The sequence below is a fragment of the Arachidicoccus terrestris genome (genome assembly GCF_020042345.1).
Lineage (GTDB): Bacteria > Bacteroidota > Bacteroidia > Chitinophagales > Chitinophagaceae > Arachidicoccus > Arachidicoccus terrestris.
In genome coordinates, this window is the sequence record NZ_CP083387.1 from 2,932,780 (window position 1) to 2,956,184 (window position 23,405).

Here is a 23,405-nt window from a genome sequence, read left to right on the forward strand (position 1 = left end):
CCTGAAAGCAAGCTGAACAATGCTCGGAATATTTTTGTACTTTTGCTCCCTTATTTTTTAATAAATCAATGGATAAGTCTCAGCAATATCAGATAGATCCCGCCAGGCTCCCCAGGCATGTCGCCATTATTATGGATGGTAACGGCCGGTGGGCCCAGGAAAAAGGAGAAGACCGTTTATTTGGGCACTATCATGGCGTACAGAGTGTACGCACGGTAACCGAGGCTGCGACAGAACTGGGCATTGAGTATCTGACCTTATATGCATTTAGCACAGAGAACTGGGACAGGCCGTCAGCAGAAGTGACAGGCCTGATGCAGTTACTGATACAAACGGTCAGAAAAGAAGTGCCGGATCTTTGTAAGAACAACGTACGGCTTCATGTGATTGGTGATCTGGAAATGTTGCCGGAGGATGCGCGCCTGGAGATGCAAGAAGCCCTGGGGGAAACTGCAGGTAATACTGGGCTCCATCTTATACTGGCGCTCAGCTATAGCAGCCGCTGGGAGCTGACCCGTGCTGCAAAACTGATAGCCGAAGCAGTAGCGGAGGGTAAACTGGCACCTTCGGCGATCGGCAAGGACACCCTTGCCCGTTATCTGACGACCGCTGATTATCCTGATCCGGAGCTGATGATCCGGACAGGCGGAGAAAACAGGATCAGTAATTTTTTGCTTTACCAGTTGGCTTACGCGGAATTATATTTTACAGACATAAAATGGCCGGATTTTAACAAAGTCGCTTTTTTAGAGGCTATAAGCGCCTATCAGGGCAGGGAACGGCGGTTTGGGAAGACCGGGGAACAGGTTAAAAATGGCTGAAACGTACGCTCCACAAAGGTCGGGCAGAAAAAAAAGCTATCAGGAGAAATAGGTTGAAGCGTTGAAGGATACCGGTTTTTAGGACGTGAAAAACAACACGATAATACGTGGAAAGCATTGTCGGGAAAAATAAGAGGCTTTTTAACAAAGACTTTTAATTATTACCGCTAATTTGCCACGCTTATATATATAATTTACTGGCTGAAAGTTACTTTTAGGCAGGATTTATTTGAAACAGAAGAGGGAGTCGTCAGAACACCACTTCGGAGCGAATTGTTCTGACAAATTTAATCGGGGATCGGAAGCATTTGAATCTCTGGAAAATAATATGTTGGGTCATGGACAGCGGCAGATTGCTGTTTCATATCCCTTTTTGAAAAGATATTAAAGCAAAGGAAACTTTAAAACAGCAATTTAAAATTTAATGCGAAAATCGAGTCAATTGATATGGGTGCTGGTATTATTCCTATTAAGCGGGCAGATACAGGCGCAAATTAATACAGACAATAGCGATTCCACCAAGAAGGTTCTCTATTCTACCAATCCGGATCTGAAATCCATGCTTGATCAAGGCACACCGGTCAGATACAAAGTAGCCCAACTTGCTGTTACAGGAAACTCCAGCTTTGATACGAATTTATTGAAAGCTACTTCAGGCATCACCGTAGGCAGCTTTATTACCATACCCGGCGGTGACGAGATTGCCAGAAGTATCCATCGGCTATGGAGCCAGGGCTTTTTCAGTGATATTACCTATTATGTCACTAAGATCCAGGGAAATGAGATCTCTCTGGAACTTCATGTAACGGAACGGCCCCGTGTTACGAAATTCTATTTTAAAGGGATCAGTAAGACCCAGGCAGACGAGCTGAAAACAAAAAGCGGCATCACGCCCGGTCATGCCCTGACTGAGAATATGAAGATGACGGCTGTCGATGCCATTCGTAGCTATTATGCAGAGAAAGGTTTTCGCAGGGTCGCCATTGATATCATTGAGCGCAAAGACACGACCTTTGACAATTCCGTATTGCTCTATTTTAATATTAACAAGGGATCCAAAGTAAAAGTCAATCAGATCGACTTTTTTGGCAATACTGCCGTTGATGGTATCAAGCTGAAAAAACAGATGAAGGGCACCAAAGAAATGTCCCGTCTGACTTTATTTCCGAGCACAGAAGCCTTTGACACGACTGGCTGGGGGACCCCGTATCATTATGGCTGGAGTGATTATATGGCTGAGCATGGATACCTTACTTATACCAAGACCCGTAACCTGATCAGCCCCTATGTGCATATCAATCCATTGGTATCCGCTAAATTTAATGAGAAAAAGTACCAGGAAGACAAACAGAAGCTGATTGATTATTATAATTCCAAAGGATACAGAGACGCTAAAATCGTAAAAGATTCCGTCTATTATACCGAGAAGGGGAATGTGAATGTCGATATTAAAGTCAGTGAAGGGGCGAAGTATTATTTCGGGAATATTAAATGGGTAGGTAATACCATGTATCCGGATTCGCTGCTGAATGCTTTACTGGATATCCGTAAAGGAGATGTTTACAATAAAGAGCTGCTGAACGAAAAGCTGGGTATCGGCGGTGGTCAGGACGCTCTGAGTATTTCCAATCTTTACTTAGATAACGGTTATTTATTCTTCCAGGTGGAGCCCATTGAATCCACCGTGTATAACGATACAATTGATTTTATCATGAATATGCGGGAAGGGCCGGAAGCGACGCTTACACGTGTCAATATTGTGGGGAATGATAAAACAAACGAGCACGTTATCCGTCGTGCACTCAGAACCTTGCCGGGTGATAAATTCAGTAAGAGTGATATCATGATGTCGCTACGTGAATTGAGTGTGCTTAAATTCTTTGATGAACAGAAAATGGTGCCGGAACCGGTACCTAATCAGGCAGATGGTACCGTAGAACTGACGTATAACCTGGTTGAAAAATCTGCTGACCAGTTGCAATTGAGTGCGGGCTTTGGTGGCGGAATCGGTCTGACCGGTACACTTGGTGTTACTTTTAACAACTTCTCTATCCGTAATATCTTCAATAAAAAAGGATGGGATCCGTTGCCGACAGGTGATGGGCAAATGCTGTCCCTGAATTTCCAGAGTAACGGTAAGGCTTATCGTTCTTACAGTGTGCAGTTCGTTGAACCTTGGTTGGGGGGTAAACATCAAAACGCCCTGAGCGTAAGTTTCTCGGACAGTAAGTTTAGAAACGGATATAACTACCTGACAGGTGAATGGGATGATCAGGGAGATACGACTTCCTTCCGTACTTCCAGTATCAGCCTCGGGCTGAGCAAACGTCTGAACTGGCCTGATCCTTATTTTCAGATCGGCGCTCAGCTGAACTATACGAGGTATCAGTTACACAACTACTATATCGACCAGTATAACCTGCCCAATTATCGTAACGGGACATCGAATAATATCAATCTGCGCCTGACACTATCCAGAAACTCTGTGAACAGTGCGCAATATCCGACCGGTGGGTCTAATATCATGGCCTATGCACAGTTGACGCCGCCCTACTCCTTCTTTGACGAATCCATTGAGACGGCGACTGACCCGGCCAAAAAATATAAATTTGTGGAATACCAGAAGTACCGGTTTACAGGTGACTGGTATGTACCTCTGGGCAGACAGCATGGAGAAGACCATAAGCAATTTGTATTGAAGGCATCCGTTAAAATGGGCTACTTAGGTAAGTATAACTCTAATATGCCGATTTCTCCGTTTGAGCGTTTTCAATTGGGAGATGCGGGTATGAGTAACAATTACGCCTTATTAGGTTATGATATCATCTCTCAGAGGGGCTATCCGGTATATGAGACCTCAAATCCAAGATATAATCCGGACCAGTCTGGTGCAACGCAGTATTTTACCATATTTAATAAATACTCCCTTGAATTACGCTACCCGCTGTCACTCAGCCAGGCCAGCACTATTTTCGGGTTGGTATTCGCAGAGGCAGCCAATGGATGGTATTCTTTCAAAGACTATAATCCTTTCCAATTGCGCCGTGATGTAGGGGTCGGTGCCCGTTTTTATCTTCCTATGTTTGGCTTGCTTGGTTTTGACTATGGCATCGGTATTGACCGGCTTAGATCCGGACAGGGCCTGGGTAAAGCCGGCAGGTTTACCTTTATGTTAGGCTACGAACCAGACTAGAGCAGTGGCAATATTCAGCAAGTGCATAACGTTTAGGGTTTATATAATTTTATCTTCAGCTGAATCACCAATGGTGTAACTATGGGAAAATGGCGCTTTATATCCATACTGTTCATAATATTAAGTGTAGGGAGTATTGCCGTTGTCCGTGCCCAGCGCTATGCGGTCGTGGATATGGACTATATACTTGGTAAAATGCCGGAATATGCCAGGGTAGATACTACGCTGGAACTGATGACAGTTAAATGGCAACAAGAGATAGACAGCGTCAGCCATTATGCAGATTCACTCAGAAAAGATTATAACGCGGAACAATACATGCTGGCAGATGAGTTAAAAGCTAAAAGAATGTTGCAAATCCAGAACGCTGAAACTGAGGTACGCAATTTGCGAACAAGCTACTTTGGCTATCAGGGTGAGCTTTTTAAGAGAAGAGCACAACTTGTACAACCTATTCAAAATAAGATATATAGCGTCATTCAACAGCTTTCTGTCAAGTATGGCTGGGATTTTGTTTTAGACAAAAGCGCCGGGACGTCCCTCATCTTTTCAGATCCCAAACTCAATAAAAGCGATATGATTTTGGAGACGATGGGTATTAAGGCAAAATAAAGTTGGCAAAATAATTTAAGTTACTATATTTACAATTATAATTTTCGGGCACGGTATGTCCTGAACAAATAAAAACAAAAACTAAAAGAAAGAATGAAAAAGGTTATTTTCTCCTTATTGACGGTAATAGCACTCGGCTTTGTTACCAACAACACGCAGGCCCAGACCACTCCTGCTTTAAAAGTCGGTGTATTTAACCCAGATGTAATTGTCGCCAGATTACCTGAATATAAGGATGTTCAGAAGAAAATTGAGGCTTTTGATAAAGATTCACTGGGGCCAAGAAGAGATGCGATCGAATATCAGTACAATCGTGCAGACAGCAGTTATAAAGCAGATTCTGCTGCCGGTAAGTCTAAACAGGTTCTGGATATGATCAACAACCAGCGTCAGCAGTATGCCTGGCAGCTGATCAACTGGCAGCAAATCGTTCAGAATGCAGAACGTCAGAAATTTGCTGAACTGGCTAAGCCCCTGTATGATAAAGTCAACAAAGTATATATGGATGAGGTGAAAGCCCAGAAGATTACTTTAGTACTTAATCCAGACGCGGTCATGTATTTAGATGATAAAGTTGTGATCAATCTGTTTCTGCCGGTCGCCAAAAAGCTGAATATTGATCTGAATGCCAATCCGAATGCAGCTGACTCTACCGGAGCCGGTCAATAACTGGAAAGCGGATCTGAATACGGCACATACTGGGGGCAATTGAATGGATCTGGCATCTTAAAATTGCAGCCGGTTAAAACATAATGAAAGCGGTTCTATCTAACCATAGAGCCGCTTTTTTAATGCAGACAGGGTATATAAAGATGAGTATCATATTTGACTAAACGGGAATTTATTTTTTATGAATGGTAAAGCCATCGTGCTGACAGGCGGCCCGGGAATGGGGAAAACAACGATTATCAATTATCTGAGCGGTTTAGGGCATGATGTTATGCCGGAAGCCGGCAGGCAAATCATTCAGCATCAGGTTAAAACCAAGGGGAACCGGCTTCCTTGGGCTGATCAGCAGGGATACGCTATGGAGATGTTTCAAAAGGCGGTCAGCGACTACGATTGGATATTAAATACAGACAGGACCACCTTTTTTGACCGGGGAATTCCGGATGTGATTGGTTACTTAATGTTATGCCGACTGCCTGTTTCCAGTGAGATATGGCAGGCTGCCAGGAGTCGCAGGTATCATAAAAAAGTATTTATCACCCCTCCCTGGAAAGAAATTTATTTATGTGATACGGAGCGGAAGCAGACTTACGAACAGGCTGTTGCGACCTATGATATGATGCGATCTGTTTATGAAAAACTGGGATATATACTTGTAACAGTGCCAACAGCCACCGTTGAAAATCGCGCTGCTTTTATAGCTAACGCCCTGCGTAAAGTATGACTAGGCTCAGCCGTGCCCATCATAAACGCATACAAATAAAAAACGCCTTCTACAGTGTAAACACTATAAAAGGCGTTCATTTTTATGGTCTCAGACCGGGAGTAGCCTCCCCGCCGGATTAGTAGTTGTTTCTGTAACCACCACCGCCGTTGTTGCCGCGGTAACCACCGCCGCCGCCGCCGAAGCTTCTTTTCTTGTAGCCACCGTCTGCACTTTCCTGCTTCTGGTTAACAACAATTTTACGGCCGTCAACTTCGGTTTCATGTAAACCGGAGATAGCAGCATTAGCAGCTTCATCGTCTGCCATTTCAACGAAACCGAAACCTTTAGAACGGTTGTTGTTAAATCTGTCTGTGACAACTTTTGCAGAGATCACTTCACCATAAGGAGTGAATAATTCATGCAAATCATCGCTGGTAAGGTTCCAGCTTAAGTTTCCTACGTAAATGTTCATTTTAATTTTTTGAACTAGTTAAAAATGTTTGAACAGTAACCAAAGCCCAAAAACAATTACGTAAAAAAACGTCCGTTAAAAGGATTGAAATAACTGTCGATTACTATACAAAGATATACGTATTTCTGAATCCAGCAACTTTTTTGCTACTTTTTCTGGTAAGCGGGCAAAAAGCAGTGCCAACCGCTTATGCCCAGCGGGTTATGGCGATTGGCACTATTCATAAAAGGATGTATTGTGAAGGGAAGCCCCCTTTACATATCCCAGTTTTTACAATAATTGACGCCCCAGAGCTGATAGCGCTGTAACTCAGTCTGTAAGCGGCTTTTAAAGTCCTGATAGTCTTTTTTGGCAGGATCAGACCAACCGACTTCACTTAACGCACTAATACGTGGGAAGATCATATATTCTGCCTTGGCCGGTGAAGAGATGTACTCTGTCCAGAGATTGGCCTGCACGCCCAGGATAAAGGAATGTTGCTCAGCAGGTAACTGCTTTGGATAGGGGTGGAAGCTATAAACTTTACTGATGGGCAGAAATCCACCGATGGTCAGTGAATCAGAAGGTTTATTCTGCGCATAGTCAAAATACATGTAGGTGTTCGGACTCATGATCACGTGATGATCTTGTTTAGCAGCCTCAATACCACCTTTTTCGCCACGCCAGCTCATCACAGTTGCCTGAGGAGCGAGTCCGCCTTCCAGGATCTCATCCCAGCCAATGATCTGGTGACCTTTGCTGACGACATACTTTTCAATGGTTTTGATAAAGTAACTCTGCAGCTCTTCTTCATTTTTGAGACCTGCATTTTTCATTAGCTGCTGGCAGTAAGCGGATTTTTTCCAGTAATCCTTAGGGCACTCATCACCGCCGATATGGATATATTTAGAAGGGAACAGGGCCATCACCTCATCCAGCACGTTTTCCAGAAATTTGAAGGTATTATTGGAAGGGACAAATACATCCGGGAAGACGCCCCATGTTTGCTGCACCTGCTTACCGGTTCGGGGACCGGACCATGGTGTATTAGCGGCGATCTCTGTTGGCTGATTCGGGAAGGTGCTTAATTCAGGGTAGGCCGCGATGGCTGCAGAAGCGTGGCCGGGCATTTCAATCTCCGGAATGATGGTTATATAACGGTCAGCGGCGTATTTTACGATGTCTTTGATCTGTTCTTGTGTATAGAATCCTCCGGCTTTCTCGTCCGTGTTGCCGGTGCCCGGGTGGTGTCCGATAATGGTCCCGTTACGCCATGCGCCGACCTGTGTCAGTTTAGGGTATTTTTTGATTTCAATACGCCAGCCCTGGTCTTCTGTGAGATGCCAGTGAAATCTATTCAATTTGTGCAAGGCCAGATAATCAATGAATTTTTTGACAAAAGCGACCGGCATAAAATGACGACCACAGTCAAGCATCATGCCTCTGTAACCTAATTGCGGAGCATCCTGAACATCTACGCCCGGAATTAACAGCGTGGTAGCGGGTGTGGTTGGCAGCAGTTGAATCAATGTCTGCATTCCATAAAAGAACCCTTCTTCGTTGGAGGCGGTTATGATAACGGAATCCTTACTGACATGCAGATTATAGGCTCCAATGGTATCACCGGCGGCCGGCGCTTCCATCTGAAAGTAGATCACATTTCCTTTTTTACCAGTCGCAGAATCCGCCTGCGCCGGCTGGAACTGATAGTACGAAGACAGGTAATGATTAAAGAAATCAATTGAGTTGGCGGCCTTCGCAGGCATGGAGCCTTGAATCTTGGTACTGGCTGACAATACAAAATTTTGATTGTTAGGCGTTACGGATTCCGGCTCCGGAATAATGTGGATGTCTTGAGACATTCCATGTCCCAGCATAAACAGGCTGGCGACAGATAGGATTAAATGCTTCATAGTGATAATTTGGGTGTGAACGCCCAAATATAAGCGTTATGGTGGTAATAAGTAAGACTTAAGACCGGTTTTTTACGCAAATTTTAATTTTTACCTTTGGTGTTTTGAATCCTGAAAACCTAGCTTTATCCATGGAAGAAAGTACACAAATACAAGACAATCTGGCATTTGTACATACGGAAATCAGGTCCGCCTGCCTGCTGGCCGGCCGGCCTGAAGACAGCGTCCGTTTACTACTGGCTACTAAAACCGTTGAGCCGGAAAGGATCCGAATGGCTATTGCGGCCGGAGAAACGTTGATCGGAGAAAATAAAGTACAGGAATACCAGCAAAAGGCGGACGCCCTAGCAGACCTAAACTGTGAAAGGCATTTTATCGGCCATCTGCAAACCAATAAAGTCAAGGATATATTGAAGTACGTCACTTGTATTCAATCCGTTGACAGGATTACGCTGGCAGAAAAGCTACAGTCACAATTAGAGAACCTGGACCGGGAACTGGACATCTATATACAGATCAACACTTCGGGTGAGCAGAGCAAATCAGGTGCGGCACCTGAAGAGGCGCTGCGGTTGATGGAGCACCTTACTGCGCTGCCCCGATTAAAGGTGAAAGGACTCATGACCATTGGACTATTTAGCGATAATGAAGTGTTGGTCAGAAAGAGCTATGCGCTGCTCAGAACGTTCAGGGATAAAGGACTTGAGCAAGGGTTGTTACCCGGAGGCCCGCTGGAACTCTCGATGGGCATGAGCGGCGATCTGAACTGGGCCATTCAGGAAGGATCTACCATGGTACGCGTCGGATCCGCCGTTTTCGGTAAAAGAAACTATCATTGATATGACTGCAGGAACAGGCTGCTTAAGCTCCGATTGGTAATAGATTTTGTCAGTATTAATGCCAGTAACCTTTCCGTGTTTACTGTATCGGATGACGTATTGGCTGCAGGCTTAATATGCGCCTGAATATAGATTAATCCTGTATCTGCTTGGCGTTTTAATTAAAATCTACGTATCTTACTTGCCTTATTTTTATGGAAAAACGCTGGAAAATATTACCCACAGACCTGATGCATGAACGCGCGCTGCATGCAGTACTGAAGATCAATCCGGTACTTTGCAGGCTGTTGGTGCAAAGGGGATATCCTACCTTTGAAAAAGCGAAAGCCTTTTTTAGGCCGGTGCTGTCGGATCTGCACGACCCGATGCGCATGAAGGATATGGATAAGGCGGTCCAGCGGATCTTACAGGCACTGGAAAATGGTGAAAAAATACTTGTCTATGGAGATTATGACGTAGATGGAACGACGTCAGTTGCCAGCATGTTCAATTTTTTATCCGAAATCCACTCCGAGGTAATGTTTTATATTCCTCATAGGTACAAAGAGGGGTATGGCGTATCCAAAACTGGTATTGACTATGCTGCAGGTGAAGACGTACGACTGATTATATCGCTGGACTGTGGCATTAAAGCGGCAGAGCTGATCGGTTATGCAGCCAGCCTTGGTATCGACTTTATTGTTTGTGATCACCACTTGCCTGATGCGGTATTGCCTCCGGCGGTAGCCATCCTCAATCCTAAACAGCCTGATTGCCTTTATCCCTATAAAGAGCTTTGCGGCTGCGGTGTTGGATATAAACTGATGCAGGCATTAGCCGCTGCCAGAGGGCTGCCTGCGGAAAGTTACGAGCGGTATTTAGATCTGGTGGTAACGGCTATCGCTGCGGATATCGTACCGGTTACGGGTGAAAACAGAATACTGGCCTTCTATGGACTAAAAAGAGTGAATGAACAACCCTCTGTTGGCATTAAGGCACTCCTTGATCTCTCTGATAAAAAGGTCGAAGAGATCAATATGCAGAACCTGATTTTTATGGTTGCGCCGCGTATCAATGCGGCCGGCAGGATGGACGATGCCCGAAAGGCGGTGGAACTGTTTACCCAAAAGGACCCGGAGAAAGCAGCAGCGATCGCACGTCAATTGCACGCAGATAATTCAGATCGAAAGGAGGCCGACAGTCAGATTACACAACAGGCACTTGAAATGCTTTCTGCCGATGCTAAAGCCGTATTGCGTAAAACGACAGTTTTATATCAGGAGCACTGGCATAAAGGCGTGTTGGGTATCGTTGCGTCCCGACTGATAGAAACCTATTTTCGGCCTACGATCGTCTTGACGCTCTCCGAGGGGGTTGTCTGCGGAAGTGCCCGCAGCGTTCCAGGTTTTAATCTTTATGAGGCTATCCACGGCTGCAGGGATTATCTTTTAGGGTATGGCGGCCACTTCGCCGCTGCCGGACTAACCATGCTTCCTGAACATGTTGCTGGATTTAGCGAAGCATTTGAACAAGTTGTAGCTGATAACCTAACGGACGAACACCTTGTTCCCGAAGTGTCTATCGATGCGGAAATTAATTTTTCAGATATAAAATTCAGTTTTTACAATATTATTCAGCAGATGCGGCCCTTTGGCCCCGAAAACCGGACACCTGTTTTTGTCGCAAGAAACGTAGAAAATACAGGTCTTTCCAAGATCGTCAAGGAGAAACATATCCGTTTTGTCGTACGTCAGGGACGCCACCATTTTACCGGAATCGGGTTTGGACTGGCAGATAAATTTGATATTTTACAGCGTAGCCCCCAGATCGATCTGGTGTTTAAAATAGATGAAAATCACTGGAATAACAGCAGGACCCTGCAGTTGACAGTGGTTGATTTTGCAGCTTCTCAAGGCGCGGGCTGAAAGTTATGATCAGCAGGGGGTGTCGCAAAAAAAGCTGAAAAATTAAATGCTGATTTTAAAATATCAGACTTACATTTGCTTTTTAATCAATTTAAACAAATAATGGTAGATGTTATTCTCGGCCTGCAATGGGGCGACGAAGGAAAAGGAAAAATAGTTGATTACTTTGCACCTAATTACGATATTGTTGCCAGGTTCCAGGGCGGGCCTAACGCCGGTCATACATTGTATGTCGAAGGTAAGAAGGTCGTACTGCATCAGATCCCATCCGGTATTTTTCATCAGGGCGCTCAAAATATCATCGGCGGCGGCGTAGTGCTGGATCCGGTCATCTTACAAAAAGAATGTGCTACTGTTGAGAGCTTCGGCATTGATGTAAAGAAAAACCTGTTTTTATCCCATCGTACCAATTTGATCTTGCCAACCCACAGGGCCCTGGATAAGGCCTCTGAGCTGCAGAAAGGAGAAGGCAAAATCGGGTCCACCCTGAAGGGCATCGGACCTGCTTATATGGACAAGACCGGTCGCAATGCCCTGCGTGTAGGTGACCTGCTAAATAAAAATTTTACGTCACAGTACATTAAGTTACGTCTTAAACATCAGCGCTTGCTGGATACTTTTAATTTCTCTGAGGACATTTCAGCGTGGGAAGATGAGTTTTTCGAAGCGATAGAAGCATTGCGCTCCTTTAAGATCATTAATTCTGAATATTATATCAATGATGAGATCAGCGCCGGCAAAAAGGTGTTGGCGGAAGGCGCCCAGGCAGCAATGCTGGATATCGACTTCGGTACCTATCCTTACGTGACATCTTCCAATACGATTTCTGCTGGCGTATGTACCGGTCTGGGTGTGGCACCGCAAAAGATCAAAGACGTATTAGGAGTGACCAAGTCTTATTGTACAAGAGTCGGTAGCGGACCTTTCCCTACCGAACTGGAGAATGAAACCGGTGAAAAACTACGGCAGACCGGTGGAGAATTTGGTGCGACTACTGGCCGGCCGCGTCGTTGTGGCTGGATTGACCTGGTGGCCTTGAAATATGCCTGCATGATCAATGGCGTCACTCAGGTAGTTATGACAAAGGCAGATGTACTGGATAAATTTGAAAACCTGGATGTTTGCTTGTCTTACAATATTAATGGCGAAAGCACCCGTCAGGTTCCATTGCAGATGGAGAAATCGCCGTTGGCTCCTGAATATCAGAGTTTTAAAGGATGGAACACAGATACAACCGCTATCAGAGAGGCAGCGCAGCTCCCAGGTGATATGGATGCTTATATCCGTTTTATCAATGATTATTTGGGTGCACCCATCAAGTATGTGTCCAATGGCCCGGGCAGGGATCAGATCATTGCTCTGTAGAAAAATTTAACCCAAAAAAATAATTGAAAAAAAATTTGTTTGATTGGAAATCTCGTTGAAATTTTACAGTAGAAATCTTGATGAATTATGGCAACAAAATCTGACAAGGGCGCTAACAAAAAGCAGCCTGCTAAAAAAGTAGAGGGTCCTAAAAAAGTGAATGCAGGATCTAAAGCAAAAAAAGACCAGGATATGGATGAGGAGGATGAACTGGATGAGGATCTGGCCTTTTTTGACGCTGACGAAAAGAAAGGGAAAAGCAAACCTGGCTCAAAAAAATCTTCTAAGGCCTCTAAAGATGAAGACGAGGATGAAGAAGACGACGATTTTGAGGTGGAAGATGACTGGAACTCGGCAGATCAGGAAGACGACTGGGACCCTGATTTTGAAGAGTTTGATATTCCTAAATCCAAAAGTGCCAAAAAGTCTGCCGGTGGTAAAAAGAAAGGCAAGCTGGATGAGGATGACGACTTTAAGTTTGAGGATGATGACTTCGGTAATCTGGATCTCTTTAATGATGATTTTGATGAGGAAGATGACTTTTAATTAGGATAAGAATCTCCTGAAATAATAGAAAGGCATTAAATTATATATACGTTATAATTTAATGCCTTTTTTAATTTATGTAATATCCGGTTTTTTTGCATCTCAAAGAAAAATTACCTTTATCCTGATAAAAACCAACTCAGATGAAAAAAACAGCCGGTAACCTCTTCCTGATTTTAGCCTTATCCTTGACTTTTTCCCGTGCATGGTCCCAACAGAAGACCTCTCTGGATGGACTCTGGCTCCGGGCTGATACGCTGATCAACACGGCAAACCAACCCAGGGCGGCCCTTAGCTTACTGGATACGATCACTGCCATTGCCAGAAAGCAACATCAAAGCGATGAGCTGATCCGGGCCTCGGTCTATCGTCTGTCCTTGCAACAAACCATACAAGATGAGGATCCCGGCCATTATATGCTTTTTATAGATTCATTAATAAAGGCAGCGGATGGCGCTGTGGAAAGGAGCCTGCTGACCGTTTTGAAAGCCAGACTATTAATAGCCATCTATAACGGGGATCGCCGTAAGATCGTGAGTAGAACGGTTATTCAGGGAGGGCCACCGGATGAAACCAGGATCGCTTATTGGACAACGGCAGATTTTCAGATCAAAATACATGATTTATATACCAGGGCCCTGGCACCTGCTGCTTTATTACAACAAAGCCCTAACAAGAAATATGATGCCATTATCAAGAAAGGTAACACCCCTTTATTAAGACCGACCCTTTATGACCTTATCATGCATGATGCCATAGCGTATTATCATTCCGGTCTGGCCGGTGAAAGCGCCTCTGAGCCCGGTTATGTCTTAGAGGACCCACAGATACTGGCCGGAGCTGCCGCGTTTGCGACGCACAAATTTATACAGCCGGAGGCCAGTGACTCTTTGAATAGTACATGGATACAATTAAGATATTATCAGGCCCTGATAGCCTTTCACCTCAAAGATAAAGAGCCCATAGCTTTAGCGGATCTTGATCTGGAGAGGCTGGATTGGGCACATGACGTATTGACCGAACAGGCGCGCGATAAATACAAAGATGAATACAGGTCGGCGCTTGAGAAGGCCATTAAAGCATATGAGGGTACCGACGCCGCGCTTTACGGGGCTTTCCAGCTGGCTGACACATACGCAGATGATGCCAGCAATTATAACGCAGCTGAAGATACTGCCCACCGGTATGATTATGTCAGCGCGCTCAAGATTATTGAGCGGTTCCAATCCAGACTGGATCAGGCGCTTGAAGCTTCATCCGGTACTAAAAATAAAAATAAGTTGAGTCCGGGTGCTGCCGGTCTTTTGAATCTTAAAAACAGGATACTCGAGCCGGCAATTAACCTGGAAATGGAATCTGTGAATACGCCTGATGAACCGATGCGCGCACTGGTTAAATTCAGTAACGTTTCTAAGCTTTATTTTAGCATACTTCAAGTGCCGGTATCTCTGGAAAGCCTGGATTTGACGGATAGTCTCTGGAAAGTTCTGGTGAACAGGACACCTCTGAAGCGTTTTTCTCAGGCACTTCCGGCGACCGGCGACCACCAGCAGCATGCTGTAGAGATAAAGATTCCGGCACTGGGCAAGGGAGGCTATTTATTACTAGTGAGTGCAAGCCCTGACTTTCATACGGACAGCACCCTTACAGCAGTGAATTTTAATGTTTCCAGGCTGGCATATGTGAGCCAGGGCGCCGACATGTTCTTTGTCGATCGAAAAACAGGCCGGCCACTTAATGGTGTGGAGGTTCATTTTTATGATAAAATCTGGAAAAAAGACCGTTATAAGTATCTTCTTAATACGAGCATGCGTACCGACAAAGATGGACGCGTGACCATGCGTAAAGAGAATAATGGAAGCTTTTCGGTTATGGCCGTTTATGATGAAGATTCTCTGACTTCAAACGCTTCCTTTTATCAGGTTTACCGTTATCGTAATAACGATGAAGAGAGCGAAGCGCAGAAAAGCTGGCTGTTCTATTTAGACCGAAGTATCTATCGCCCGGGTCAACAGCTATTTTTTAAAGGAATCGCTACAATTATGTATCCAGACGTCCGTGGCCGCAAACTGCTGAAGGACGAGCGGCCCCATAAGATCTATTTATACGATGCGAATGGCCAGAAAGTGGATTCCGTGTCTCTGACGCTCAATGATTACGGGGCATTGTCGGGGAATTTCACACTGCCCGCGGGCCGCCTGCCCGGCAGCTATGCGTTGGGTGCTGAAGATTTTCAGGGAAGGCAATATTTTCAGGTCGAAGCATACAAAAGACCTACATATGTTGTCAATTTCGATACCTTGAAGGCGGCGGTGGCCCTGGGGGACAGTGTAACCGTTAAAGGGCAGGCAATGGCTTATAGCGGCTACCCGATTTCTGGTGCCAAAGTCAACATTCTCGTGACCCGAAATATATATTTCCCTTATAGCTGGTACCGGTATGTGCCCAATGTTTCCCCCAGCCCTATCGCACACGGGACTGTCATAACGGACGATAAAGGGCATTTTGAATTCACATTCAAAGCGCTTGAAGGAGAAAAAAACTGGAGCCGGTTAATGCCGAATTATCACTATACGGTGGCAGCCACCAGTACAGATCAGAATGGGGAGACACGGGAGGCCAGTACTTTGATCGTCGTAGGTTCACAGCCGTTTAATTTGTCCGTAGGCGTACCGGAAGATACGCCTGGGGACCTTTTGGATACGCTCAATCTGGTAAGTACAACGGCTGGTGGTCAGTTCATCCCCCAACAGGTCTCATTACGTATTACGAAATTACAGGCACCCCGGCGTCTCCTGAGAGCACGGCTCTGGCAAGTCCCTGATCTCGCCGTTATTGACTCAGCTTCTTTTGTACAGGATTTTCCGAACGACCCTTATATGGATGAGGCAAACAAGGATTTTTGGAAAAGAGATGCTGTCGTTTATAATGAGCAGGTAACGACCAATAGGACGGGTAAAATAGGGCTGAATAAGAAAATAGGACCGGGGTGGTATGAAATTACTTCCGAAGCGCCGGGTATTCACGGGCAGACCATTAAAGACCGTAAGTATGTCTATTTATATAATGCTAAAACCCCTTTAGTCGCTCCGGAATATAACTGGTCAGATCCCGGCCAGACTGAGCTGCTGCCCGGAGAACAGTCTGGGATTACACTGGCGAGTTCTGCCGGGGAACAATATGTTATCTATTCAACGACAAGAATGCCCCAAAACAAGCAGGTACAGCGCTATGGCCATTTAACAATAGGGGAGAAACCGGTATTATTACCATTGAGTTTGACAGAAAAAGAAGTACATGGTGCTGCATTGAATTATGTGTTTGTACGGGATAGCAGGCAGTATACCGGTAATTTGAGTGTGCACCTGAAGGACACGGCTAGCCTGCCGGAGATCGTCTACGAAAGTTTCAGGGATAAGACAGAACCCGGAAGCAAGGAACACTGGACATTGCATATTAATAAAGGGAAAGAGCGTTTAAAGGATATGGAATTACTGTCATCTATGTATGATGCTTCGCTGGATCAGTTTACCATGCATAACTGGTCTCTACCTGGTATGGATAACGGCAACAGGGTTTACCCCGGCTATTGGCAAACCGGTCAGATGTTCAGCGTTGCGAATTCCAGATCAAATAATGTTTTCAAAAGGAATTACACCTCTGTTAAAACTTATGATAGCTTTATTTACGATCAGTTATTGGGCAGAATGACACACGGAATTATGCTGCGGGGTGTTCGTCCGGTGCTGGCCGGTCGTATTAGAGGCGTTGCGGTCAATAGCCCTGCTGCACAGATGGATGAAGTCGTCGTGATGGGTTATGCCGCTCAGCAGGCCAAGGAAAAAGAATCTGTTTCCAGGGAGTCGTTAACTGCAGGTGTAAAGGTTGTCGATAACTCATTTTCAGGGCCGGTCCGCAGTGACTTCAGGGAAACAGCTTTTTTCTTCCCGGAGGTACACAGTGACAGTGAGGGAAATTATACCATTGACTTTCAGATGCCCGATGCACTGACGAAGTGGAAGTGGATGAATCTGGCCTATGATAAAGAGCTGCATATGGTTAAGAGCGAGAAGAAGGTTGTTACCCAGAAGACGTTAATGGTCGTTCCGAATCTGCCACGCTTTGTCAGAAATGGAGATCATTGGACCTTGTCTGCAAAGGTTGTTAACCTGAGTAAAGAGGCCATCAACAGCAAAGTCAGTCTGGTTATAGAAGATCCCGTTACCGGGCAGAAACTCAATTGGGTGGGAAGTGATAATACTGATAAAAGTGTGACGGTTCAGGCAGACGGTACCGCTACTGTCCGCTTTGATATCATGCAACCGGCGGACTTTACCGGACCGGTTAATATGACCGTTCAGGCAAAAGGGGGTGAATACCGTGATGCCGAAAAAAACATGATACCGGTGTTGACAAATAAGATGCAGGTCACAGAAACGTTGCCGATCTATCTAAAAGGGGATGGCGAGAAGACCTTTACATTGGATAAACTACTTTCTTTGACAGGCAAAGATAAGGAAAGCAAACAGCTGGTATTGGAACTGACGACTAACCCGATCTGGAATGTGGTCACGGCGTTACCCGATATACAGATCGGAGAAAAGCCAAATGGTATGGATGTACTAAACAAACTCTATGCAGATGCCATGGGGGCTTACGTGATGAGGACCTATCCGGCTATTACAAAAGTGATCGGGCAGTGGTCCACAGATACAGCAGCAGAGAATAGAGACGCGTTATTGTCGGCGCTGGAGAAAAACCCACATTTAAAATCGGTTCTTCTGCAACAGACACCTTGGGTCATGGATGCCCGCGATGAAACGGCTCAACATAAAGCGCTCGTGCGTTTTTTAAATAAACGGGCACTGGATTCCGGCCAACGCGTACTTGTAACCCAACTGCTCAGCTTACAGGATGATAACGGTGGGTTTAGTTGGTTTTCCGGTGGTCGTACGGATATTACTTCTACGCAAAATATACTAACTGGCATCCATCAGCTCATGCGCGACAAATTAAAGGACCCTTCTTTAGCGATTCCGTTATCAAAAATAGCAGGTGACGCAAGTCAGTATTTGAATGGCTATTATACGATGGAATATGAACAGTGGCATACAAAGAAAATACAAGCTATTGCTGCAATGAAAAACGGAGATAAACCGGATACGACCTATCCGATAGGCAGCCGTGAAATTCAGTATCTTTATGCGGTCAGCCTGAATCCGGAAACCGGTCAGTTGAACGAGATGCAAAAATTCTTCCTCGGGCAGGAGAAAAAAAACTGGCAGAGCAGGTCGGTATATCTGCAGTTAATGATTGCAGCAACACAGTATAGGATGGGCGATAAAGCGTTTGCGGTGAATACAATCATGCAATCGCTGCTGGACAGAACAGTCCGAGATAAAAACATTGGCATATACTGGAAAAAGGATACCCGTTACTATAACTGGTATGAGAATCCGTTGCGGGCACATGCATTGGCTATTAGCCTGCTCACAGAGACCGGTGCTAAAGCCGCTCATCCTGAATGGCAATCCTATGTCGATGAAATGATGCGTTATCTGATTGGTCAAAAACAGGTAAACCGCTGGCCGTCCACTACGACAACAATAGATGCCTGTGTGGCCATGATTGATGCCGCTCCCGAAAATTTCACCGCTGATAGATCCATTGATGTCAAACTGGGGAATAAAAAACTGGATCTCAGGCAGCAAACGGGAACCGGTTATATGAGGTATGCCGTCAACGCTAAAGATATACAACCGTCCATGGGCAAAGTGACAGTAGATGTAAAAGGCGTTGGTGGTCAAACTGCTGTTCCGGCATACGGAGCTTTGTACTGGCAATATATCAGCGCTATGAGTTCCGTCGAAGCGGCGGATAAAGCTCCGGGAATCAGTTTGCAGAAAGGTTTGTACAGAGAAATCAGTACCAATGGCGGTACGCGGCTGGTGGCTGTGAAAGCAGCAGATGTGCTGCATGTTGGCGATAAGCTTGTATCCAGATTAACGATCAACCTGGACAGAGATATGGATTATGTTCACCTGCGTGAAATGCGCGCGGCCGGCGTACAGCCGGATCAGACCATTAGCGGGTATCAATTTAACGACGGACTTTCTTATTATCAGACTGTCGGTGATCTGACAACAGATCTGTATTTTGACCATATCGCAAAAGGATCGTATGTGATAGAATATCCGGTACATATCAGTCATGCGGGCAGCTTCGAAGCAGGTACGGCGACGATGGAGTCTTTCTATTCGCCTGAATTTGCAACACATACTGAAGGTATCCGGATCCGGTCGGAACAATAAGGCATATATACAGGATAGCGTTAAAAATTGAAATATAGATACAAATGGGATATTCATTGGGAGAGGTAACAGTGGTATTATCGGAGAAGGGCATTCTTCTGGGTGACGAGACTTATATACAGCGACAGGGAGATAGAATTGAACATTTAGCGACTGATAGCCGCAAAATAAGTTTTGCGGCCAGTTCGCTGTTTTTTGCATTGACAACGGCTACAAGAGACGGGCAAAATTTTATACAACAAGCCTATGATGCAGGTGTAAGAAATTTTATATTACACCAGCCGCCTGATGACCGGCAGGCATTGCCGGATGCAAACCTGCTGGTCGTTACCGATACAACCCTTGCCTTGCAACAATTGGCCACCTACCATAGAAATCGTTTTACTTACCCCGTTATTGGCATTACAGGTAGCAACGGGAAGACGATCGTAAAGGAGTGGCTAAATTTTCTGCTGGAAGACAGATTCAAGATTGTACGCAGTCCCAGGAGTTTTAATTCTCAAATCGGCGTTCCTTTAAGTGTTTGGGAGATGTCTGATGAAGATCAGCTTGGGATATTTGAAGCTGGAATATCGACTGTAAGGGAAATGCAGTACCTGCAACCAGTAATCGCGCCTACGATTGGCATACTGACCAATATAGGTAATGCCCATGACAGCGGGTTTAACAACAAGAAAGAGAAGCTCCGGGAAAAATTGCTGTTGTTTAAAAAAGCACAGATTATTTTTTATACAGCAGAGAAAGATTGGATCCATGACGAAATGGAACGTCAGTTTAAAGGTTCGCCCATTCGCCTCAAGCGTATCGGTCATGATACAGATGCCGACTTGGTGTTACTCAGCGCTACGGTCAATGAGCAGACCCATACAACTGAGATGGCTACACTGATCAAAGTAACTGACGGTCAGCACAAGCAGGCCCGTTATACAATTCCATTTACCGATCAGGCAGCGATACAGAACGCCAGCATCTGTCAGGCAGTAATAACTTATTTGGGCATGCCGGCAGCGGCCTTTAATGAGAAAGCCAGCAATTTACCGGTAATAGATATGCGATTACAGGTTTTACCCGCCATTAATCATTGTAGCGTGATTAATGACAGTTATAGCCTGGATCAGAACTCCCTGCAGGTCGCGCTGGATTTATTAAACCAACAGTTACCCTCTAAGACATTGATCTTATCCGATATACCAGGATTGCATGGGCAAGACAACGCTTTTGCTTATGAAGAGATGGCGGCACTCATCCACAATAAGCATGTGCATCGATTAATTACCATTGGACCGGAGTGGCAAAAGTTCGCGGAACATTTAAATGTACCGGTACTGGAGCAGTATGGCAGCACAACAGCTTTTACAGCAGGGTTTCAGCCGGGGCAGTTCAAGGACGAGGCAATTTTACTCAAGGGGGCCCGGGCCTTCGGATTTGAAGCGATCTTTTATCTGTTACGGGAGAAAGTGCATCAAACCCGGCTTGAGATCAATCTGACGGCTATTGTTCATAATCAGAAAATATACCGCTCGCTTTTACACCCAAATGTCAAAATGATGGCCATGGTTAAAGCCTTTGCTTACGGGAGTGGCCTGTTGGAAATGGCCAGCGTACTTCAGTATCACAATATTGACTATCTGGCAGTTGCTTATGCTGACGAAGGAGTAGCGCTCAGGAATGGGGGAATCACCGTGCCTGTTATGGTTATGAATATGGATGAGTATGGTTTTGAAACCCTGGTCGCACACGGGCTGGAACCAGAGATCTATTCTTTTAGACTCTTGAATCAGTTTATCCATTTTTTAAACAGTCAGGGACTCAGCCAGTATCCGATCCATATTAAACTGGATACCGGCATGCATCGCCTGGGCTTTGACCCGGCTGAAGTAGCGAGCCTCGCAGAACAGCTCAGCCAGCAGCGCACCGTCTACGTAAAATCGGTCTTCAGTCATTTTACCAGTAGTGAGGATGAGCATGACGACCATTTCAGTTTGCGACAGGGGAGTCTGCTGATAGAGGGCTGTGAGATACTGGAAACTGCTCTTGGATATACATTTATACGGCATATTGCCAATTCTGCTGCTATAGCTAGGTTCCCCCAGTTCCAGCTGGATATGGTACGTCTGGGTATTGGGCTATATGGTATCAATACGACCCATGAAGATCTTCCTCTTAGGACTGTTGCGACACTGAAAGCCACTATCGCCCAGATAAAGGAATTGGCACCGGGAGAAACTGTCGGCTACAACAGAATGGGTAAGGTGGATAAAAAGACCCGGGTCGCAACGATCAGGATCGGTTATGCGGATGGCTTTAGCCGGATGCTTGGCAATGGTAGGGGACAGGTCTGGTTGCATGACAAGATCTGCCCGGTTATCGGGAATGTCTGTATGGACATGACCATGGTGGATATCTCTGCTGTTGCTGCAGCCAGAGAAGGTGATGAGGTGGAAATTTTTGGACCGCATTTGCCGGTACAGCAAATGGCGGCTGCCAGCGGCACCAGCAGCTACGAGATTTTTACTTCAATTGGCCAGCGGATCAACCGGATTTATGTAGAGGATTAGCTTTTACCAGGTCCTGTTTTATTGTAAAGAGAAAAATGGAGGCTATATTTGGCGTAAATCATGATGCAATGTTTTATATAGCTCGTCGTTATCCGTCAGGGCGAATGCCAGCGGCCATAAAGTCAATAATGGCGTCAATATTTATTATTTTTTGTTCCAGTGTCGGCTATTCACAGCGTACGCCTGAACATTTCAATAAGGATGTGCGTGCTTATTTTTTAGCGCGCCTTCATCAAACCGAAACAGATAGTATATTGATGCCTTTTGAGGGGCGCCATACAATCAGGATCAAGGATATACCGAAGATAAGGGCTGAGATTTGGCAACTATACAGGGGCGTGGTCTCGAGCGAAACACCGCTTGCCGTGCCGGTCAACGCATCTGCTCAGGTGTTTCCGGTCAACCATTGGAATCTGATCAAGGAAGACCCCATGCCTTTTTACTATTTTTTAAAGGATAGCGGGCAAACGCTAAATCAGCCGTTGCCGTTATATTTAGCATTACACGGATCCGGGCCCAGGGACCATGAGTTTGCGGCAACATTGAAATGGTGCCTCAGATATAATGATGGACCCAGTTATTATTTTATCCCTCAGATACCTACTGAAAAAAGATACAGATGGTGGTATAAAGCCGAGCAATATGCGTGGGAAAGATTATTTAGGTCTTCGGTTGCCAGCGGTAAGGTTGATCCTAACCGGATCTATGTGCTGGGTATCTCTGAAGGAGGTTATGGCAGCCAGCGCCTCGGTGCGTTTTATGCCGATTATCTGGCAGGTGCCGGACCAATGGCTGGTGGTGAGCCTCTGCAGAATGCTCCTGTAGAGAATTTTAGAAATATTGCCTTCTCTCTGCAGACGGGCAGTCTGGATAGCGGCTTCGGCAGAAATAGTTTAACACTCCGTGCCAAAACTGCTTTTGACAGTTTAGCACATCTGAATCCGGGCTTTTTCATCCATAAAATTGAACTCCAGCCGGGCAGGGGCCACCATATTGATTATACGGTTACAACACCCTGGCTTAAGCAATTCATCAGAAATCCATATCCCCTGGAGGTTAGCTGGATACGCTATCCGATGGATGGCAGGTACCGGTCGGGGTTCTATAATATAGCCATTGAATCAGATTTGGGAACTAAAGAATGGGATAGGTTTGACAGATCTGGTTTTACTATTGTATTTGACCGTAAGCATAATAAGATCTTTATTTCTGCGTATTTAACCACACCCGAATTGGATCAGAGAGAAAGTATCCGGCGGGGAAAGATAGGCATTTTCTTAGACCAACATTATATCAACTTGAAAAAGAAGGTTACCGTTTATCTGAATAAGAAAGAGGTATTTAACGCAAAGGTACCGATTGATAAGAAATATATGGCCGAAAGCTGCGGCTTGTTTGGCGATTCTGCCAGGGTCTTCCCGGCTAAGATCAGTATTCAGCTACAGTGATCAAAGATGGCGCTTAACAGGCCAGACGTTTACTTATTAAACTGCCCGGACTATAATCCTGTTTTAGGA

The 23,405-nt window shown here is 45.3% G+C and carries 14 protein-coding genes; 12 read left to right on the top strand and 2 right to left on the bottom strand.

Annotation, left to right across the window (positions count from 1 at the left end; genetic code table 11):
- The first annotated feature begins 68 nt into the window (after positions 1–68).
- The 5 genes from K9M52_RS11445 to K9M52_RS11465 all read left to right on the top strand — a co-directional run bounded on the left by K9M52_RS11445 (position 69) and on the right by K9M52_RS11465 (position 6,019).
- On the top strand, positions 69–821 hold the full coding sequence (locus K9M52_RS11445; protein WP_224068565.1) for an isoprenyl transferase: 753 nt from the start codon (positions 69–71) through the stop codon (positions 819–821).
- A 424-nt stretch (positions 822–1,245) separates the two neighbouring features.
- Complete coding sequence (locus K9M52_RS11450) at positions 1,246–4,014, top strand: BamA/OMP85 family outer membrane protein (RefSeq protein WP_224068566.1); 2,769 nt, start codon at positions 1,246–1,248, stop codon at positions 4,012–4,014.
- An 81-nt stretch (positions 4,015–4,095) separates the two neighbouring features.
- Positions 4,096–4,626, top strand: coding sequence for an OmpH family outer membrane protein (locus K9M52_RS11455; protein WP_224068567.1), 531 nt, complete (start codon positions 4,096–4,098; stop codon positions 4,624–4,626).
- A gap of 93 nt (positions 4,627–4,719) precedes the next feature.
- Entirely contained in the window at positions 4,720–5,295 is a 576-nt protein-coding gene (locus K9M52_RS11460; protein ID WP_224068568.1) for an OmpH family outer membrane protein, read from the top strand.
- A gap of 181 nt (positions 5,296–5,476) precedes the next feature.
- Entirely contained in the window at positions 5,477–6,019 is a 543-nt protein-coding gene (locus tag K9M52_RS11465; RefSeq protein ID WP_224068569.1) for an AAA family ATPase, read from the top strand.
- Between the two features lie 118 nt (positions 6,020–6,137).
- Here K9M52_RS11465 and K9M52_RS11470 read toward each other — a convergent pair whose 3' ends face one another.
- Positions 6,138–6,473, bottom strand: a complete 336-nt coding sequence (locus tag K9M52_RS11470; RefSeq protein WP_224068570.1) for an RNA recognition motif domain-containing protein — start codon at positions 6,471–6,473, stop codon at positions 6,138–6,140.
- 254 nt (positions 6,474–6,727) lie between these two features.
- A complete protein-coding gene (locus K9M52_RS11475; protein ID WP_224068571.1) occupies positions 6,728–8,365 on the bottom strand; it encodes a beta-N-acetylhexosaminidase in 1,638 nt (545 codons plus the stop codon).
- A 131-nt stretch (positions 8,366–8,496) separates the two neighbouring features.
- Between K9M52_RS11475 and K9M52_RS11480 the strand changes: the two genes are divergently transcribed.
- The 7 genes from K9M52_RS11480 to K9M52_RS11510 all read left to right on the top strand — a co-directional run bounded on the left by K9M52_RS11480 (position 8,497) and on the right by K9M52_RS11510 (position 23,336).
- Positions 8,497–9,204 (top strand): YggS family pyridoxal phosphate-dependent enzyme, encoded by a 708-nt coding sequence (locus K9M52_RS11480; RefSeq protein ID WP_224068572.1) that lies wholly within the window; start codon positions 8,497–8,499, stop codon positions 9,202–9,204.
- Positions 9,205–9,398: 194 nt separating this feature from the next.
- Entirely contained in the window at positions 9,399–11,108 is a 1,710-nt protein-coding gene (gene recJ, locus K9M52_RS11485) for a single-stranded-DNA-specific exonuclease RecJ (protein WP_224068573.1), read from the top strand.
- Positions 11,109–11,210: 102 nt separating this feature from the next.
- Complete coding sequence (locus tag K9M52_RS11490; RefSeq protein WP_224068574.1) at positions 11,211–12,473, top strand: adenylosuccinate synthase; 1,263 nt, start codon at positions 11,211–11,213, stop codon at positions 12,471–12,473.
- An 87-nt stretch (positions 12,474–12,560) separates the two neighbouring features.
- Positions 12,561–13,019 carry a hypothetical protein gene (locus K9M52_RS11495; RefSeq protein ID WP_224068575.1) on the top strand — a complete coding sequence of 153 codons (459 nt, stop codon included), beginning with the start codon at positions 12,561–12,563 and terminating at the stop codon, positions 13,017–13,019.
- Between the two features lie 143 nt (positions 13,020–13,162).
- Complete coding sequence (locus K9M52_RS11500; RefSeq protein ID WP_224068576.1) at positions 13,163–19,330, top strand: alpha-2-macroglobulin family protein; 6,168 nt, start codon at positions 13,163–13,165, stop codon at positions 19,328–19,330.
- Positions 19,331–19,374: 44 nt separating this feature from the next.
- Positions 19,375–21,888: a bifunctional UDP-N-acetylmuramoyl-tripeptide:D-alanyl-D-alanine ligase/alanine racemase gene (locus tag K9M52_RS11505; protein WP_224068577.1), complete on the top strand. Its 2,514-nt coding sequence runs from the start codon at positions 19,375–19,377 to the stop codon at positions 21,886–21,888.
- Between the two features lie 128 nt (positions 21,889–22,016).
- Positions 22,017–23,336 (top strand): alpha/beta hydrolase family protein, encoded by a 1,320-nt coding sequence (locus tag K9M52_RS11510; protein WP_224068578.1) that lies wholly within the window; start codon positions 22,017–22,019, stop codon positions 23,334–23,336.
- Positions 23,337–23,405 lie beyond the last annotated feature (69 nt).

Bases quoted from the DNA above. Each gene is read 5' to 3' on its own strand.
- K9M52_RS11505 (WP_224068577.1), top strand. From the start codon at position 19,375: ATGGGATATTCATTGGGAGAGGTAACAGTGGTATTATCGGAGAAGGGC.
- K9M52_RS11450 (WP_224068566.1), top strand. From the start codon at position 1,246: ATGCGAAAATCGAGTCAATTGATATGGGTGCTGGTATTATTCCTATTA.
- recJ (WP_224068573.1), top strand. From the start codon at position 9,399: ATGGAAAAACGCTGGAAAATATTACCCACAGACCTGATGCATGAACGC.
- K9M52_RS11455 (WP_224068567.1), top strand. From the start codon at position 4,096: ATGGGAAAATGGCGCTTTATATCCATACTGTTCATAATATTAAGTGTA.
- K9M52_RS11490 (WP_224068574.1), top strand. From the start codon at position 11,211: ATGGTAGATGTTATTCTCGGCCTGCAATGGGGCGACGAAGGAAAAGGA.
- K9M52_RS11495 (WP_224068575.1), top strand. From the start codon at position 12,561: ATGGCAACAAAATCTGACAAGGGCGCTAACAAAAAGCAGCCTGCTAAA.
- K9M52_RS11500 (WP_224068576.1), top strand. From the start codon at position 13,163: ATGAAAAAAACAGCCGGTAACCTCTTCCTGATTTTAGCCTTATCCTTG.
- K9M52_RS11510 (WP_224068578.1), top strand. From the start codon at position 22,017: ATGGCGTCAATATTTATTATTTTTTGTTCCAGTGTCGGCTATTCACAG.
- K9M52_RS11465 (WP_224068569.1), top strand. From the start codon at position 5,477: ATGAATGGTAAAGCCATCGTGCTGACAGGCGGCCCGGGAATGGGGAAA.
- K9M52_RS11460 (WP_224068568.1), top strand. From the start codon at position 4,720: ATGAAAAAGGTTATTTTCTCCTTATTGACGGTAATAGCACTCGGCTTT.
- K9M52_RS11470 (WP_224068570.1), bottom strand. From the start codon at position 6,473: ATGAACATTTACGTAGGAAACTTAAGCTGGAACCTTACCAGCGATGAT.
- K9M52_RS11475 (WP_224068571.1), bottom strand. From the start codon at position 8,365: ATGAAGCATTTAATCCTATCTGTCGCCAGCCTGTTTATGCTGGGACAT.
- K9M52_RS11445 (WP_224068565.1), top strand. From the start codon at position 69: ATGGATAAGTCTCAGCAATATCAGATAGATCCCGCCAGGCTCCCCAGG.
- K9M52_RS11480 (WP_224068572.1), top strand. From the start codon at position 8,497: ATGGAAGAAAGTACACAAATACAAGACAATCTGGCATTTGTACATACG.